The sequence below is a fragment of the Myceligenerans cantabricum genome (assembly GCF_054777735.1).
The window spans coordinates 177,398-191,604 of sequence record NZ_BAAHAJ010000001.1 but is presented as its reverse complement, the minus strand read 5'-3'; the positions used below and the strand labels follow the sequence as shown (position 1 = coordinate 191,604).

Below are 14,207 nucleotides of genomic sequence, written 5' to 3'. Positions count from 1 at the left end.
GCGGGGGACCGACAGTCCCTGGATCGGCGTGCGACCGGTTCGTAGCATCGAGAACGGCGGGCCTGCCCGGCCCGCCCACCGGCTCCGTACCGCAAGGGAACACTCGTCATGGATCTTGGACTGCACTACTTCACCTTCACGCACCCCGAGTGGGAGACCACCCTGGCCGACCGGCTCACCGAGACCGCGCAGATCGCCGACCAGGGCGGGGTGAACCTGTTCTCGGTGATGGACCACTGGTTCCAGATGCTGCAGGCGGGCGGGCCGTACGAGCCGATGCTCGAGGGGTACACCACGCTGGGCTACCTCGCGGGCGTCACCGAGAACGTGCGCCTGAGCCTGCTCGTCACCGGCGTCACCTACCGCCACCCCGGCCTGCTGGCCAAGACGGTCTCCACCCTGGACGTGCTCTCCCGCGGGCGCGCCGTGCTGGGGCTCGGGGCGGCCTGGTACGACCGCGAGCACGCGGGCCTGGGCGTGCCGTTCCCGCCGACCGCGGAACGGTTCGAGCGCCTCGAGGAGACGCTGCGGATCTGCCGCCAGATGTGGTCCGACGACGACGGCGCCTTCGACGGCGAGCACTACCGGCTGGCCGAGACGATCAACCTCCCTCAGCCGTCGCGCGGCACCGTACCGGTCATGATCGGCGGGGGCGGCGAGCGCAAGACGCTGCGCCTGGTGGCCCAGTACGGGCAGGCCTGCAACCTCTTCGGCGCCCCGGGCGAGGAGGGGCGGGAGACGGTCCGGCACAAGCTGGAGGTGCTGCGCGCGCACTGCGAGCGCCTCGGCACCGACTACGACGCCATCGAGAAGACGATGCTCTACCAGGGTGACGCCGTCGGCGACGTGGACGGATTCCTCTCCGAGATGGAGAGGTACCGGGCGCTCGGCATCAGCCTGGTGGCCCTCATGCCGACGCCGTACGAGAACCCGGTCCCGTGGGCCACCCGGCTCACCGAGAACGTGGTGCCCCGCCTCCAGCAGATCTGAGCGGGACGGCGATCCTGGACCCCCTGTCCCTGCTGCGCACCACCACGACCCAGGTCACCGGGAGGCTCAACCGCGCGCTCGGGTTCGACACGGTGCACGCCCAGGGAGAGGCCGTTCCAGGATGACCGCCGCCGCGTGATGCCGGGGAGCCGTGCCCTCACCCGCAGCCGACTGCCCGGCAGGCCCTCAAGGCCGCCGACGACGCCGGGAGCCCGGCCGATGATCGGACTCCCGTTGAACGCCCCCCGATATGAACGATGACGCGAGACATCTATGAACGATGTCCCGCGTCATCACAGAGTGGAGCTGAGGGGACTCGAACCCCTGACCCCCTGCATGCCATGCAGGTGCGCTACCAGCTGCGCCACAGCCCCGACACCCACCACGTCCTGGCAGGCTCGGTAAGTTTACGCAGCGCCGGGGCCACCAGCCAAATCGAGAGCAGCACCGGATCGGGTGGGCCTCGTCACTCCGGGTGCACGCCCGGGCATCCCGCGTGTGCACCCAGGCATCGTCCGGGGTTCACCCGCCGAGCGGACACCGTTCACCGGGTCCTGGTTCTGTCGTCCGGGGCGTGCGTCGCGCTCCTGCCCTTCCGACCTGCCGGCCGACCCCGGCGCGTCGTCGCGCCGACCGGAGGACCGATGCACCTGCCGAAGCCCAGGCCCGTCCGTGCCCGAACGCTGACGAGCGCGGACGGCACGTCGCCGGGTCCGTGGATGTCCGCCCGGGCCGAGGTCCCCCTCCGCGTACCCTCCACCGGTGGCCAGAACTGGAACGGCGTGATGCGGCTCGCGCGGTGCGGGGCCGCACCGGCGTCGCAGGGTCGGGCATAGGTTGCTGCAGGCCGCCCGGACCCTCGTCCCGGCCCGCGCACCGGCTCCGGACCTGGCGCGTGGGCTGATGCTCCTCTCCATCGCGCTCGCGCACTCGTGCCTGCTGCTGTACGCGGTCGACGGCGTGCGTCTGCCCGGACTCGGCGACCGCCTGACGGTGTTCTTCGAGGACCTGCTCGTGAACCATCGTGCCCGGCCGATGTTCGTCCTGCTGTTCGGCTACGGCCTCGCCCAGCTGGCGCTGCGCCGCCGGGACCGGGGTGACGGCTGGGGCACCGTGCGGCGCCTGGTCCGACGTCGTGGCACCTGGCTCCTCGTCCTGGGCCTGCTGCACGTCGCGCTGCTGTTCTACGACGTCCTGACCATGTACGGGATCGCGAGCCTGGTCCTGGCCGAGGCGCTGACCTGGTCCGACACTCGGCTGCTCCAGACGGTCCAGCTCTCCCTGATCGGCGTGGCGGTGGCGTTCGCGGTGTACGGGGTCCTGTCCGCGACCGAGGGCTTCAGCCTGGCGATCGGCCCGGACGCCCCGATCTTCGCGCCGGTCGAGCGGATCGGTGAGTGGCTGCGGATGGCAGCGTTCATGACCTGGCAGGTGCTGCCCGGCGTGCTCCTCGGCATCTGGGCGGCGCGGCGGCGGATCCTTGAGGAGCCGCACCGTCACCAGGTGCTGCTGGGGCAGGTCGCCGTCGTCGGGCTCGGGGCCTCGGTGCTGGGTGGCGTGCCGTTCGCACTGATGGACTCCGGGTTCTGGACGGGGCCGACGGCGGTCGTAGCCGGGTGCGCGGCCGTGGTGCACGGGGTCACGGGGTACGCGGGCGGTGTCGGGGCCGCCGCTCTGGTCGGGCTGGTGGCGCTGCGGGTACCCGTCCCCGCGCACCCTGTCGTGGTGGCGATCCAGGCCCTGGGACAGCGGTCGCTGACGTTCTACCTGTTCCAGTCGGTCGCGTTCGTGGCGCTGATGGCGCCGTTCGCGCTCGGGCTGGGGGGCGAGGTCCGGTACGTCGGTGCGGCCGGGATCGCGCTCGGGACGTGGGTGGTCTCCCTGGCAGGCGCGTACTGGCTGCACCGGGCGGGCCACCGGGGACCGGCGGAGGACCTCCTGCGTCGCCTCAGCCGCACCCGACCGGCACCCCGCAGCAGGGTCAGCACGGAGCGCGGGCGGGCCGACCCGGGGGCACGCGGACGCCGGGCGGCCGGCGGGTCGTACGGACCCCGCGAGAGCGGGTCACACGCGGAGGGCTTTTCGATTTGGCTGGTGGCCCCGGCGCTGCGTAAACTTACCGAGCCTGCCAGGACGTGGTGGGTGTCGGGGCTGTGGCGCAGCTGGTAGCGCACCTGCATGGCATGCAGGGGGTCAGGGGTTCGAGTCCCCTCAGCTCCACTCAGTTCCACTCGACGGTAGACGGCGCGTGCCCTGTTCGGGCCGCGCCGTCTTGTCATGTCTCGTGGGGCGCAGTCCCGCCGCCCGCTCGGGGCTAGCGCAGCAACGTGACGCCGCCCTGGGCGAGCAGCCCGAAGGCCACGCCCCACAGCACGATCGAGAGGCACTGCCAGGCGATCACGGCGTTGCGGGACGCACCGAAGGACACCATCGCGCCCGAGGTGATCTGGCTCGGGAGAATCGTCTGCCCGAGCAGGCTCACGCCTGGAACGCCGAACCGGTCGAACGCCCGCCTGAGCTTCTGGCGGCGCGGTGACACCTCCGGCTCGTCCCGGTTCTGCAGGACGCGATCGCGCGCGGCGTGGCCGAGCAGGACGACGAGCACCATGGAGATCACGTTCCCCACGACCGCCGCGACGATCGCCGCCGCCGGCGGCACGCCGACCAGGACTCCGATCACCGAGCCACCGTAGCTCTCCACGAACGGGATCGCGCTGACGGCCGTGACTCCGAGCCACTGCGCCCACACGGGCAGGCCTTCGACGAACGCGACGAGGGATTCGAACACGGGGTGCCTCCAAAGATGGATCGGGGATGACGGCGACACCGGGAAAGCACGCCTGACATGTCAAGCATGCTTTCCATTCCGCGACCATGTCAAGTAGGCTTTCCACTCGTGGAGAGTCGTGTGCGTGCCCTGCGGACCGAACGGGCCCTGTCGCAGCAAGGCCTCGCCGAGGTGATGGGGGTGTCCCGGCAGACGATCAACGCGATCGAGACCGGCCGCTACGACCCGTCGCTGCGCCTCGCCGTGCACCTCGCTCGCTACTTCGACCGGCCCGTGGAGGAGATCTTCGATGTGGACACGTAAGCGGCTGCGGATGTCCTGGTGGAACGCCCTGATGACGTTCGTCCTGCTCGTCGTCGCCGCCGCGCTCACCGTCGCGGGGCAATGGTTCCCGGCCGTCGCCTCGCTGGTCGCGGCCGTGGCGATCGCCGCGACCGCCGTGTACGCCCGCTCCGGGCGCGCGAGTGATGTCACGCGCCTCAACGCCCTGGAGGTGGTCGACGAGCGCGACCGCTCGATGACGGCGTTCGCGCTCGCCGTCGTCGGGGTCGCCGGCCTGCTGTTCTCGATGGCCACGTTCCTCGCCGCCACCGCCCTGCTCGAACCGTCCCACCCCATGTTCTGGGTCGCGTGGGGCCAGGTCCTCGGGATGACCGCCGTCTGGATCGTGGCGAACCTGGTCGCCGTCCGCCGGATCTGACGGCGGGCGCCACCGGACGGTCCACCTCGCTCCGGGACACCGTCCGGGGCTGGCCCAGCTCCCGGACGAGATCGTCAGCGGGGTTCGGCGGCAGCCGCCTCGGCGCGGATCCCGTTGATCAGGAGCCGCAGCCCGTACTCGAACTGCTCCTCGGAGCCGACGACGAACATCTCCTCGCCGGGAGGCTGATCGGGGAGGCCGCTGATCGCCTGGCCGACCTGCTCCCAGCGTGCGTCCCGGTGGCCGGCCCGCACGCTCATCGCCAGCGCCGCCGCGAGATAGGCGACCAGCGCCTGCGAGGACCGCACGACGTCGGCCGGCGCCAGGCCCGCCTCGGTCAGCGCGGCGAGCAGTCCCGCACCGAGCCGCCCGCCGTTCTCGCCGAGCGGCGGCCGGGCGGCGACGTGCGCGGCGATGCCCGGGTGCCGTAGCGCCGCAGCGCGGATCGCGACCGTGATCGCGCGCAGGCGTTCGGCCCAGGACGTCGCCGGGCCGGGGTCCCGTGCGTCGGCGAGCGCGGCGTCGGCGACGGCGTCCAGCAGCGCCTCGCGATGCGCGAAGTGCCGGTACAGCGCCATCGGGTCGCAGCCGAGCTCCGCCGCGATCCGCCGCATGGACATCGCGTCGGCACCCTCGCGATCGCCGAGCCGCAGCGCCGCCGCCGTGATCACCGCGGGCGTGAGGCGCCCGGACCTGACCATGTGAACCCTTCGTCCGAGAGACCGCCCAGTCTACGACGTAGACGTCGGCGGGCCTCGGGTCTACGGTGTAGACATCAGTTCGCCGAGAGGAGACCGGAATGCGCAGCATCACGGCCGGCAGGGTGGCGGCGCTCACCCTGAGCGGCGGCACGTTCGCCTTCCTGTTCATCAACGACTCGTGGCACCCGGACAACCTGTTCCTGGTTCCCGACCTCGTCCTGTGCGCGGTCCTGGCGGCCGCCGCGCTGCTGCCGTCGCGCCGGGCGCGGCCCGCGCTGCTGTTCGCGTTCGGGCTCACCGCAGGCGTGCTCATGACCTCGGTGTCGTCCTCCGCGGTCGACGGGCGGATCAGCGCCGCGAGCCTGCTCGGGGCCGTGGGCGCGGTGACCTTCGCCGCGCTGCTGGCCCGGGCACGGCCGGCGGCCACGGCACCGTCGGTCGGCACGACATGACCGGTACCGGGACCGCCCTACGCGGGACCGCCCGCGACGAACTCCTCGATCAGGTCCGTGATCTCGTCCGGCCGTTCCAGGTTCGGCAGGTGGCCCGCCCAGCCGAGCTGGACGTGGCGGGCGTCCGCGACGTTCCGCACCACATGGTTCGCGACCGCACGGAAGTGGTCCAGGTCCTGGCCGCCGGAGACGACGAGCGTGCGGGCGGTGATGCGCGCCAGGTCGGCGTCGGGGCCGGGCTGCTGGTTGACGGCGTCGCCGGCGTCGAGCTGGACCTGGAAGGCGTGACGCTGCATGGTGCGCACCAGCTCGCGGGCGTTGTCGCCGGCCTCGGGACCCACCCAGGTGACGACGTTCAGCTCCGTGGCACCCTCGATGTCGTCCGCCGACAGCAGCGCGTCCTCGCGCCGTGCGAAACGCTCCAGGGAGCGTGACGCCGGCAGCGGGTAGGCGGGGTTGAGCAGCACGAGCCGGTCGACCAGGCCGGGCCACCCGGAGGCGACCTGGAGCGCCACGTGGCCGCCGGCCGACGCCCCGACCACGGTGACCGGCGTCTCCAGCGTGTCGAGGAGCCGCTTCACGTCGTCCGCGTCGCTGTACGGCTCGCTGTCGAGCGGCGTCTCGCCGTAACCGCGCAGGTCGCACGTGGTGACGCGGTAGTGCTCGGCGAGCGCGGCGACCTGCGGCCCCCACATCCGGGAGTCGGCCACGCCCGCGTGGACCAGCAGGACGTCCGGCCCGGAACCTGTCGTGGCGTGGCTGAGTCGCACGTGCCGACCCTCGTCGTGACGCCGTCGCTTCAGCCAGCGCATAGATTCCGCTCCAGGTGGTAGGTGCCGTCAGGTTCCCGGCGTCGTCCCCGGGCGGCCACCGGGCAGCAGCCGGTGCAGTGCCGTCGAGAGCTCGACCGACTCGCCGTCCTTGCCGCCCGCGCCGAGCACGAGCGGCGGCCGCTTCGGGTCCGGGCGCACGCCGCGGACCCGGTCCAGCAGCGACAGCGGCGCGGTCAGGACGTAGAAGGCGCCGTCGTCGGACACCGCCGCCGTCCGGTCCGCGCGCAGGTACCAGCCGCGCAGCGGCGTGCGGGCGCTCCCCCGCCCACCGTATCCGAGCACCACGAGCGGCTCCGGTTCGAGACCCGCGTCGCGGGCCGCGGCGACGAACTCCGCGAGCATCGCCTCGGCACGCGCGTGCTCGGCGTCCAGCCGCGCCTGCAGGCGCTCGGCCTGCAGGCGCGCGGCCTCGGTGCGCTGCTCGGCCCAGGATCGGCTCACGGTCTTCCCTCCATGACGACCGGCACGGCGACCGGCCCGGTCTGCTTGCTCCACCCGTCCGCGCGGGTCCTGCCCGGCCCCGCCCGCCGGGCGACGACTCTCGAAACGTATAACCCCCTCATCCACCAGGGCAAGCGCCGCTAGCGTCCACCAGAAGACGCACCGCACGAGGTGGCGACGACGCCCGACGGACGACGACGCCCGACGAACAGGGGACGAACACATGCGAACCGGAATCCGGGAACGACGCCGACGCCTGCTGGGAGTATCGGCCGCCGTCGCGTCCGTGCTCGCCGCCGGAGTCGTGCTGACGTCGACGACGGGCACGGCCCAGGCGGCGGCGTGCGATTCGGCCGGGTACACCGTCGTGAACAGCTGGGACGGCGGGCACCAGGCCGCCGTCTCCATCACGGCCGGCAGCGAGGCGATCGACGGGTGGACGCTCGAGTTCGAGCTCCCCGAGGGCACGGCGGTCTCCAGCGCGTGGAACGCGGACGTGAGCCAGTCCGGCACGACGGTCACCGCGTCCGACCTCGGCTGGAACGCGGTGGTCCCCGCCGGGTCGACCATCGACGCGTTCGGCGCGGTGGTCTCCGCCGGCGCCGGCTTCGAAGCACCGACCGTGTTCCGTGTCGACGGTGTGCTCTGCGGGGACGACGGTGACCCGGAACCGACACCGGACCCGTCCGACCCGTCACCCACGTGCCCGGCCCGGACCCTGGACGACGACTGCGGCGAACCGACCCCCACGCCGACGGCCGACCCGGCGGAGTGCGCGTCCGGCGCGACCTGCGACGGCTTCGAGGACCAGACCGCCCCGGAGCCCGGCGGGGACTGGACGGTCGGCGCGGAGAACTGCACCGGGGACGGGACCGCGACCGTCGACACGGGCGTCGCCCACAGCGGGACGACGTCGATCCGGGTCGACGGCGGGGCCGGGTACTGCAACCACGTGTTCCTCGGGCGCGACCTGCCCGACGACGCCGAGTGGTTCCGCGTCTTCCTGCGCCACACCACCGAGCAGCCGCAGACGCACACCACGATGATCGCTCTGAACGACGCCGCCGACAACGGCTCCGACCTGCGGGTGGGCGGCCAGAACGGCGCCCTGCAGTGGAACCGCGAGTCCGACGACGCGACGCTGCCGGAGCAGAGCCCGGCCGGGGTCGCGCTGAGCTGGCCGCTGCCGGTGGACACCTGGACGTGCCTGGAGTTCCAGGTCGCCGGGGGAAACCTGAGCACGTGGGTCGACGGGGAGCCGGTGGAAGGCCTGGTCGTCGACGGCGAGCCGACACCGGACGTCGACTCGCAGTGGCTGCGCCGCGCGGACTGGAACCCGTCGCTCACGGACCTGCGCCTGGGCTGGGAGAGCTACGGCGCCGACGCGGACACGCTCTGGTACGACGACGTGGCGTTCGGCCAGGAGCGCATCGGCTGCTGAGCACCGGGCGGGCGGCCCCCCGCGCGCGCGGTGCCGGAACCGCTGGTCCGGCACCGCGCCCGCAGGCCCGCCCGGCTCACTCCCCCGAGACGCCGGGTTCCAGGTTCCAGTCCGGGCCCGCCAGCCAGTGGTCCAGCGGGTAGCCCGCACCGACGTTGTGCGAGACGAGCCGCCACGCCGGGTGCCCCTGCGGGCCGGAGGCACGCAGGTGCGACCAGTGCACGTTGTGCAGGCCGCTGATCCCCCGCCACTCGACAGGGTCCTGGTCGAGCAGGGTGGTGAGCGTCAGCGTGATCGCGGCGCCGTGCGAGACCACGACCAGGGTGTCGTCGTGCTCCAGCGCGGCCGCGTGCTCCAGCACGGCGGCGGACATCCGCTCGGCGACCTGCCGGCGCGACTCCGCGCCCGCGCGCACCGGCTCGGCGCCGGCGCGCCACTCCGCGTGCTCGGCGGGCCAGCGCTCGGCGATCTCCTCGCTGCTCAGACCCTCCCACTCGCCGAAGGCCCGCTCCCGCAGACGGACGTCCGGCTCGACGTCGGCGCCGATCAGGCTCGCGTACGCAGTCGCCGTGTCGAAGGCCCGGCAGAGGTCGCTCGCGACGACCTTCGTCGCCGTGTGCGACGACGCCAGCACGTTCGCCCCCTGCTCCGCCTGCCAGCGGCCGACGTCGTCCAGCGGGATGTCGATCTGGCCCTGCAACCGTTTGCTGTGGTTGTACTCGGTACGGCCGTGACGCAGCAGGACGACGGTGCCCGCCGTCACTGCCGAGGCCCGGGGTCGAGGTGGATGGCCACGTCCCTGTCCGGGCCCCCGAACTCTCCGGTGTCACCGCCGCCCCGGGCGTCCTCGGGCAGCTCGATTGCCGGGCAGTCCTTCCAGAGCCGCTCGAGCGCGTAGTACACGCGGTCCTCGGCGTGCTGCACGTGGACGACGACGTCGCCGAAGTCCAGCAGCGCCCACCGCGCCTCCGAGACGCCCTCGCGGCGGATCGCCTTCGAGCCCGCCTGGTACATGGCCTCCTCGACGGCGTCGACGATCGCCGACACCTGGCGCTCGTTCGTCCCCGACGCGATGAGGAAGATGTCCGTGAGCACGAGGTGCTCGCTCACGTCGAGGGCGATGATCTCCTGCGCCTTGCGGTCGCTCGCGGCCCGGGCCGCCAGGACGGCGAGCTCGCGCGCACGGTCGGTCGCCGTCATGCGCGTCCCGCCCCGGGAAGCAACGCCGTCACCGTGCGCGCGGCCTCCTCCAGCGTGTCCGTGCTGTCACCCTCCAGGACGAGCTTCCAGATCAGCAGACCGAGCACGAACGCGACCACGACGAGGATGACGTAGTGCAGCCAGGTGTAGGAGGGACCGGGGTCGTCCTGTTCCATGTCCTCCCACTCGTCCTCCGTCCGGCGTCCGCCACGGACGGCCTGGGGACGCCCCCCACCGACCATCGTGTCGAACCTCTGGTCGGGACCACCCGGGCCGGCCGGACCGGGACCACCCGGACCCGGTGGGGGGCCGGGGGGGCCACCCTGCGGGCCGCCGGCGGGCGGGAACGGGGACGCCGACGGCGCGCCGGGACCACCCGGGCCGGGACCTGCCGGAGAGGCGCTCCGCCCCCACGGAGCGCCGCCCGGAGCCACCTGCGTGGCGTCGGGCCGCGGCGGGTTGGCGCCGCGGTCGCCGAAGGGCGAGCCGGGGCCGGCGGGAGGTGCGCTCTGACCACCGGGACCGCTGGGAGAGGCCTGGTCGGGACGGCCGCCACGCGGCGGCGGTGCTCCCCACGGGGACGAGGCCTGCGTGGGCTGACCAGGGCCGCCTCCGGCGGGAACACCGGGACCCGGCGGTGCCGCGGGCGGCGGGCCGCCCTGCGACGGGGATCCGAAGGGACCCTGCGGTCCGCTCGGCCTGCCGCCCGGCGCGCCGCCGGGAGCTGCCGGCGCGGCACCGCGGCCGGGGAACGGCGTCGGAGGACCGCCGGCAGGAGGACCGCCCGCAGGAGCGCCACCTGCAGGAGCGCCACCTGCGGGGGCGCCGCCGCGCGGGGGCGGGAACGCGGAGGGTGCGGCTGGACCACCCGATCCGCCGCCCTGCTGCTGGACCGGCGTGAGCCGGCCGGTCGCGTCGACACCGCGGGTACCGGACGCCTGCGGCGGCCGTGCGACCGGGGGCTGGGACGGTGGGAAACCACCGGGTTGCGACGCGGGGGCCGCGCCGCCGCCTTGCGGCTGGCCGCCCGGGGCCTGGGCGCCACCCTCCGCGGCCGCCCGTGCCGCCGCCTCACGTTCGCGGATCTCGCGCCGCGTCAGAGGCCGACCATTGTTGTCACTCATCCTGAAGACCTCGATACAGTCCGTGCTTCGCGATGTACTGGACCACGCCGTCCGGCACCAGGTACCAGACCGGCAACCCGGCACCCGCACGCCGACGGCAGTCGGACGACGAGATAGCGAGCGCTGGTACTTCCAACCTCGTCACCCCGTCCGTGGGCAGGCCCTCCACCGTCAGATGGTGTCCCGGACGCGTGACCGCGACGAAGTGTGCCATGTCCCACAGCTTCTCGGCATCCTTCCATGTCAGGATCTGCTGGATGGCGTCTGCGCCGGTGATGAAGAAAAGGTCGGTGTCCGGCCGCTCGAGCCGCAGGTCCCGCAGGGTGTCCACCGTGTAGGTGAGGCCTGGACGGTCGACATCGACCCGGCTCACCGTGAACCGCGGGTTGGACGCCGTGGCGATCACCGTCATGAGATAACGGTGCTCGGCCTCGGTGACCTGCTGGTGGCCCTTGAGCGACGGCCGGCCGGTGGGGACGAAGACGACCTCGTCGAGGCCGAGCCGTGCGGCGGCCTCGCTCGCCGCCACGAGGTGGCCGTGGTGGACGGGATCGAACGTCCCACCCATCACGCCGAGACGAGGCCGCTGAGCAGACACTGACGACGATCCGCGGTCTCAGTGACCGGCGTCGTCGTGGGAGACGTACACCTCGGCGTGCCGGTTGTTCACGTTGCGGAAGGCGAAGGTGAACAGCAGGCCGGCGATGAGCGTGCCGAAGGCGATCAGGCCGAACGCGATCGCGGGCATGGGCAGCTCGCTGGCGTGCTCGGTGGTGGTCTCGGCGATCTGAACCGCGGTGTGCAGCACGGATATCCTCCTGGTGGTTCGTGCTCAGGTGCGCCCTAGTCTCTCACGCCGGGCTCGCGGCCCCGCACCCGAGGGGTGTGATGGCCGGGGAAGATCCTGCGGAGAATCACGGCTTGACGTGCCCGTCTCCCTGGACGATCCACTTGGTGGTGGTGAGCTCGGTGAGCCCCATGGGCCCCCGGGCGTGGAGCTTCTGGGTGGAGATCCCGATCTCGGCGCCGAGGCCCAGCTCGCCGCCGTCGGTGAAGCGTGTCGAGGCGTTGACCATGACCGCGGCGGAGTCGACCTCGGCGACGAACCGCTCGGAGGCGGCCAGGTCACGGGTCACGATCGCCTCGGTGTGCCCGGAGGACCAGGTGCGGATGTGCTCGATCGCCTCGTCCAGGGAGTCCACCACCCGCACGCCCAGCTCCAGGGCCAGGTACTCCGTCGCCCAGTCCTCGTCCGTCGCGGGGACCGCCGTGGCGCCCTCCGGCGCATGCTCCATCGCGCGCGGGTCGCCGTGCAGCACGACGCCGGCGTCGGCCAGCGCGGCCAGGGCCGCCGGCAGGAACGCGGGGGCCGCGTCGGCGTGCACCAGCAGCGTCTCCGCCGCGTTGCACACCCCGACCCGCTGCGTCTTGGCGTTCATCGTGATGTCCACGGCCATCCGGACGTCCGCCGTGGCGTCGACGTACACGTGCACGTTCCCCACGCCGGTCTCGATCACGGGCACGGACGACTCCGCGACCACGGTCCGGATCAGGTCGGCACCGCCGCGCGGGATCAGGACGTCGACCAGGCCACGGGCGCGCATCAGCGCGCGGGCGCCGTCCCGGCCGTGCGCGTCGATGGTCTGCACGAGGTCCGCCGGGAGGCCCGAACGCTCCAGGGCGGCACGCAGCACGTCCACGACCACCCGGTTCGACGACGCCGCTGCCGACCCGCCGCGCAGCACCGCCGCGTTGCCGGACTTGAGGGCGAGCACCGCCGCATCGACCGTCACGTTCGGGCGAGCCTCGTAGATCATCCCCACGACGCCCATCGGCACCCGGAGCTGCCGCAGCCGCAGCCCGTTCGGCAGGGTCTGGCCGCGCACGACCTCCCCGACCGGGTCCGGCAGGCCTGCCACCTCACGGACGGCGTCGGCGACCGCACCGATCTTCTCCGGGCTCAGCACCAGCCGGTCGAGCAGGCCCGGCGACATGCCGTTCCCCCTGCCCCGCTCCATGTCCTGCGCGTTCGCCGCCACGATCCGGCCGGCCTCCGCGACGAGGTCGTCCGCGATCGCGCCCAGCGCCGCGTCCTTGGTGGCACGGTTCGCCGTGGCCAGCGCCCGCGAGGCCACCTTCGCCCGCCGCGCGATCTCCCGGACCGCGACCGCGACGTCGTCGTCCGACGACGGCGCCGGCTCGACCACGGCCGCGCCGGAAGCGGACTGGGTGTCAGGTGCGAGGCTCGTCATACCCTGAGCCTACGACCCGTCACGGACACCCGTCAGGGGTGATCCACACCCTGAGCACCGCCGGACGTCCGGCGGCCCGGCGGGCTCGTCACGTCGCCCCGCTGTCCTCCAGCACCAGGTCGTCACGATGCACCACCTCGCGGTCGTAGCCCTCGCCGAGCTCCTCGCGCAGGGCGTGCGTCGTGCGGCCGAGCAGGGCGGGGAGGTCGGCGGAGCCGAACGCGACGAGTCCGCGTGCGACGACGGCGCCGTCGGGCCCCACGAGCTCGACGGGGTCGCCCGCGTCGAACGCGCCCTCGGCCTTCGTGACCCCGGCGGGCAGCAGGGAGGCGCGGCCGCCGCGGACCGCGCGCACCGCGCCGTCGTCCAGGTGGATGCGGCCCTCCGTGCCGGCGGCGTGCGCGATCCACAGCCGGCGCGCCGTCGTCCGACGGCCCGTGGCCGCGAAGAAGGTGCCGGTGTCCGCACCGGCCAGCGCGGCCGCGGCCTCGGCGGCCCGGGTGAGGACGACGGGGATCCCGTCGCCGGTGGCGATGCGGACCGACTGGAGCTTCGTGACCATCCCGCCCGTGCCGACGGCGCTCCCCCGGGTCGTCACCTCGACGCCGGCGACCTCGGACAGGTCCGTGACGTGCGGGATACGGCGGGTGCCGGGGCGCGTCGGCGGACCGTCGTACAGCCCGTCGACGTCGGTCAGCAGCACGAGCGCGTCCGCCCGCACGAGGTGCGCGGCGAGGGCGGCGAGCCGGTCGTTGTCGCCGAACTTCAGCTCGGCGGTGGTCACGGCGTCGTTCTCGTTGATGATCGGGACGACGCCGAGCGCGAGCAGCTTCTCCATCGAGCGCTGCGCGTTGGCGTAGCGCGAGCGGCGCACCGTGTCCTCGGCCGTGAGCAGCACCTGCCCGACCGGCAGGCCGTGACCGGCGAACGCCTCGGTGTACCGGGCGACGAGCTGCCCCTGCCCCACCGAGGCCGCGGCCTGCATCGTGGCGAGGTCGCGCGGGCGGGCGGACAGGCCCAGCGGGCCGAGCCCGGCGGCGACCGCGCCGGACGTGACGAGGACGACCTGGCCCGCCCGTCGCCCCGAGCCCGCCGCCACGCCGGACACGTGCGCCGCGAGGACGTCGACCAGCGCACGGAGCGCCGCCACGTCGAGGTGCCCGTCCGGACCCGTCAGCGAGGACGAACCGATCTTGACGACGAGACGGCGCGCGGCGGGCAGCGCGGCACGGGAGGAGACGGGAGCCACGCCCCCATCATCCCCGGCGGCCCCGCCCCGACGCGC

At 73.5% G+C, this 14,207-nt stretch carries 17 protein-coding genes and 2 tRNA genes; 7 read left to right on the top strand and 12 right to left on the bottom strand.

The features are described 5' to 3' along the window. The first annotated feature begins 108 nt into the window (after positions 1-108). A complete protein-coding gene (locus ACYU96_RS00915; RefSeq protein WP_460748172.1) occupies positions 109-990 on the top strand; it encodes an LLM class F420-dependent oxidoreductase in 882 nt (293 codons plus the stop codon). Positions 991-1,291: 301 nt separating this feature from the next. Here the strand turns inward: ACYU96_RS00915 and ACYU96_RS00910 are convergent. Further along, positions 1,292-1,364 (bottom strand) — tRNA-Ala (locus ACYU96_RS00910). A gap of 529 nt (positions 1,365-1,893) precedes the next feature. Between ACYU96_RS00910 and ACYU96_RS00905 the strand changes: the two genes are divergently transcribed. Both ACYU96_RS00905 and ACYU96_RS00900 read left to right on the top strand, forming a co-directional pair. After that, positions 1,894-3,159 (top strand): DUF418 domain-containing protein, encoded by a 1,266-nt coding sequence (locus ACYU96_RS00905; RefSeq protein WP_460748170.1) that lies wholly within the window; start codon positions 1,894-1,896, stop codon positions 3,157-3,159. Continuing rightward, positions 3,138-3,210 (top strand) — tRNA-Ala (locus ACYU96_RS00900). Before ACYU96_RS00905 ends, ACYU96_RS00900 begins: the two co-directional genes overlap by 22 nt. Positions 3,211-3,304: 94 nt before the next feature. On the opposite strand, the gene ACYU96_RS00895 is transcribed toward ACYU96_RS00900, so the two are convergent. Beyond that, positions 3,305-3,778 carry a hypothetical protein gene (locus ACYU96_RS00895; protein WP_460748168.1) on the bottom strand — a complete coding sequence of 158 codons (474 nt, stop codon included), beginning with the start codon at positions 3,776-3,778 and terminating at the stop codon, positions 3,305-3,307. A gap of 108 nt (positions 3,779-3,886) precedes the next feature. On the opposite strand from ACYU96_RS00895, the gene ACYU96_RS00890 reads away from it, so the two are divergent. Continuing rightward, positions 3,887-4,081, top strand: a complete 195-nt coding sequence (locus tag ACYU96_RS00890) for a helix-turn-helix transcriptional regulator (RefSeq protein ID WP_460748166.1) — start codon at positions 3,887-3,889, stop codon at positions 4,079-4,081. Continuing rightward, positions 4,068-4,478 carry a hypothetical protein gene (locus ACYU96_RS00885; protein ID WP_460748165.1) on the top strand — a complete coding sequence of 137 codons (411 nt, stop codon included), beginning with the start codon at positions 4,068-4,070 and terminating at the stop codon, positions 4,476-4,478. The genes ACYU96_RS00890 and ACYU96_RS00885 overlap by 14 nt, the downstream gene beginning before the upstream one ends. 74 nt (positions 4,479-4,552) lie before the next feature. On the opposite strand, the gene ACYU96_RS00880 is transcribed toward ACYU96_RS00885, so the two are convergent. Beyond that, positions 4,553-5,179: a TetR/AcrR family transcriptional regulator gene (locus ACYU96_RS00880; protein WP_460748163.1), complete on the bottom strand. Its 627-nt coding sequence runs from the start codon at positions 5,177-5,179 to the stop codon at positions 4,553-4,555. A 98-nt stretch (positions 5,180-5,277) separates the two neighbouring features. Here ACYU96_RS00880 and ACYU96_RS00875 point away from each other — a divergent pair, with 98 nt between their 5' ends. Continuing rightward, on the top strand, positions 5,278-5,631 hold the full coding sequence (locus ACYU96_RS00875; RefSeq protein WP_460748162.1) for a hypothetical protein: 354 nt from the start codon (positions 5,278-5,280) through the stop codon (positions 5,629-5,631). Positions 5,632-5,648: 17 nt separating this feature from the next. Here the strand turns inward: ACYU96_RS00875 and ACYU96_RS00870 are convergent, their stop codons facing one another. Then, positions 5,649-6,401, bottom strand: a complete 753-nt coding sequence (locus ACYU96_RS00870) for an alpha/beta fold hydrolase (RefSeq protein ID WP_460748160.1) — start codon at positions 6,399-6,401, stop codon at positions 5,649-5,651. 69 nt (positions 6,402-6,470) lie between these two features. Continuing rightward, the gene (locus ACYU96_RS00865; RefSeq protein ID WP_460748159.1) at positions 6,471-6,905 is read right to left on the bottom strand and encodes a hypothetical protein; all 435 of its coding nucleotides are present in this window, start codon (positions 6,903-6,905) and stop codon (positions 6,471-6,473) included. Positions 6,906-7,128: 223 nt separating this feature from the next. Here ACYU96_RS00865 and ACYU96_RS00860 point away from each other — a divergent pair, with 223 nt between their 5' ends. Next, positions 7,129-8,346, top strand: a complete 1,218-nt coding sequence (locus tag ACYU96_RS00860) for a cellulose binding domain-containing protein (protein ID WP_460748158.1) — start codon at positions 7,129-7,131, stop codon at positions 8,344-8,346. A gap of 76 nt (positions 8,347-8,422) precedes the next feature. On the opposite strand, the gene ACYU96_RS00855 is transcribed toward ACYU96_RS00860, so the two are convergent. The 7 genes from ACYU96_RS00855 to proB form a co-directional block, all read right to left on the bottom strand. Next, positions 8,423-9,109, bottom strand: a complete 687-nt coding sequence (locus ACYU96_RS00855; RefSeq protein WP_460748155.1) for a histidine phosphatase family protein — start codon at positions 9,107-9,109, stop codon at positions 8,423-8,425. Then, the gene (rsfS, locus tag ACYU96_RS00850; protein ID WP_460748154.1) at positions 9,106-9,546 is read right to left on the bottom strand and encodes a ribosome silencing factor; all 441 of its coding nucleotides are present in this window, start codon (positions 9,544-9,546) and stop codon (positions 9,106-9,108) included. The genes ACYU96_RS00855 and rsfS overlap by 4 nt, the downstream gene beginning before the upstream one ends. After that, positions 9,543-9,722 carry a hypothetical protein gene (locus ACYU96_RS00845; protein ID WP_460748153.1) on the bottom strand — a complete coding sequence of 60 codons (180 nt, stop codon included), beginning with the start codon at positions 9,720-9,722 and terminating at the stop codon, positions 9,543-9,545. Before ACYU96_RS00845 ends, rsfS begins: the two co-directional genes overlap by 4 nt. Positions 9,723-10,662: 940 nt before the next feature. Further along, positions 10,663-11,268 carry a nicotinate-nucleotide adenylyltransferase gene (gene nadD, locus ACYU96_RS00840; protein ID WP_460748151.1) on the bottom strand — a complete coding sequence of 202 codons (606 nt, stop codon included), beginning with the start codon at positions 11,266-11,268 and terminating at the stop codon, positions 10,663-10,665. A gap of 18 nt (positions 11,269-11,286) precedes the next feature. Then, a complete protein-coding gene (locus ACYU96_RS00835; protein ID WP_460748150.1) occupies positions 11,287-11,478 on the bottom strand; it encodes a hypothetical protein in 192 nt (63 codons plus the stop codon). A gap of 106 nt (positions 11,479-11,584) precedes the next feature. Continuing rightward, positions 11,585-12,922, bottom strand: a complete 1,338-nt coding sequence (locus ACYU96_RS00830; protein WP_460748148.1) for a glutamate-5-semialdehyde dehydrogenase — start codon at positions 12,920-12,922, stop codon at positions 11,585-11,587. Between the two features lie 88 nt (positions 12,923-13,010). Then, positions 13,011-14,171: a glutamate 5-kinase gene (gene proB / locus ACYU96_RS00825; protein ID WP_460748147.1), complete on the bottom strand. Its 1,161-nt coding sequence runs from the start codon at positions 14,169-14,171 to the stop codon at positions 13,011-13,013. Between the last annotated feature and the right edge of the window lie 36 nt (positions 14,172-14,207).

What these genes read in the sequence shown, in the direction of transcription:
- ACYU96_RS00915 (WP_460748172.1), top strand. Translation starts at nt 109, where the DNA reads ATGGATCTTGGACTGCACTACTTCACCTTCACGCACCCCGAGTGGGAG.
- ACYU96_RS00905 (WP_460748170.1), top strand. Translation starts at nt 1,894, where the DNA reads ATGCTCCTCTCCATCGCGCTCGCGCACTCGTGCCTGCTGCTGTACGCG.
- ACYU96_RS00885 (WP_460748165.1), top strand. Translation starts at nt 4,068, where the DNA reads ATGTGGACACGTAAGCGGCTGCGGATGTCCTGGTGGAACGCCCTGATG.
- ACYU96_RS00880 (WP_460748163.1), bottom strand. Translation starts at nt 5,179, where the DNA reads ATGGTCAGGTCCGGGCGCCTCACGCCCGCGGTGATCACGGCGGCGGCG.
- ACYU96_RS00875 (WP_460748162.1), top strand. Translation starts at nt 5,278, where the DNA reads ATGCGCAGCATCACGGCCGGCAGGGTGGCGGCGCTCACCCTGAGCGGC.
- ACYU96_RS00860 (WP_460748158.1), top strand. Translation starts at nt 7,129, where the DNA reads ATGCGAACCGGAATCCGGGAACGACGCCGACGCCTGCTGGGAGTATCG.
- rsfS (WP_460748154.1), bottom strand. Translation starts at nt 9,546, where the DNA reads ATGACGGCGACCGACCGTGCGCGCGAGCTCGCCGTCCTGGCGGCCCGG.
- ACYU96_RS00845 (WP_460748153.1), bottom strand. Translation starts at nt 9,722, where the DNA reads ATGGAACAGGACGACCCCGGTCCCTCCTACACCTGGCTGCACTACGTC.
- ACYU96_RS00830 (WP_460748148.1), bottom strand. Translation starts at nt 12,922, where the DNA reads ATGACGAGCCTCGCACCTGACACCCAGTCCGCTTCCGGCGCGGCCGTG.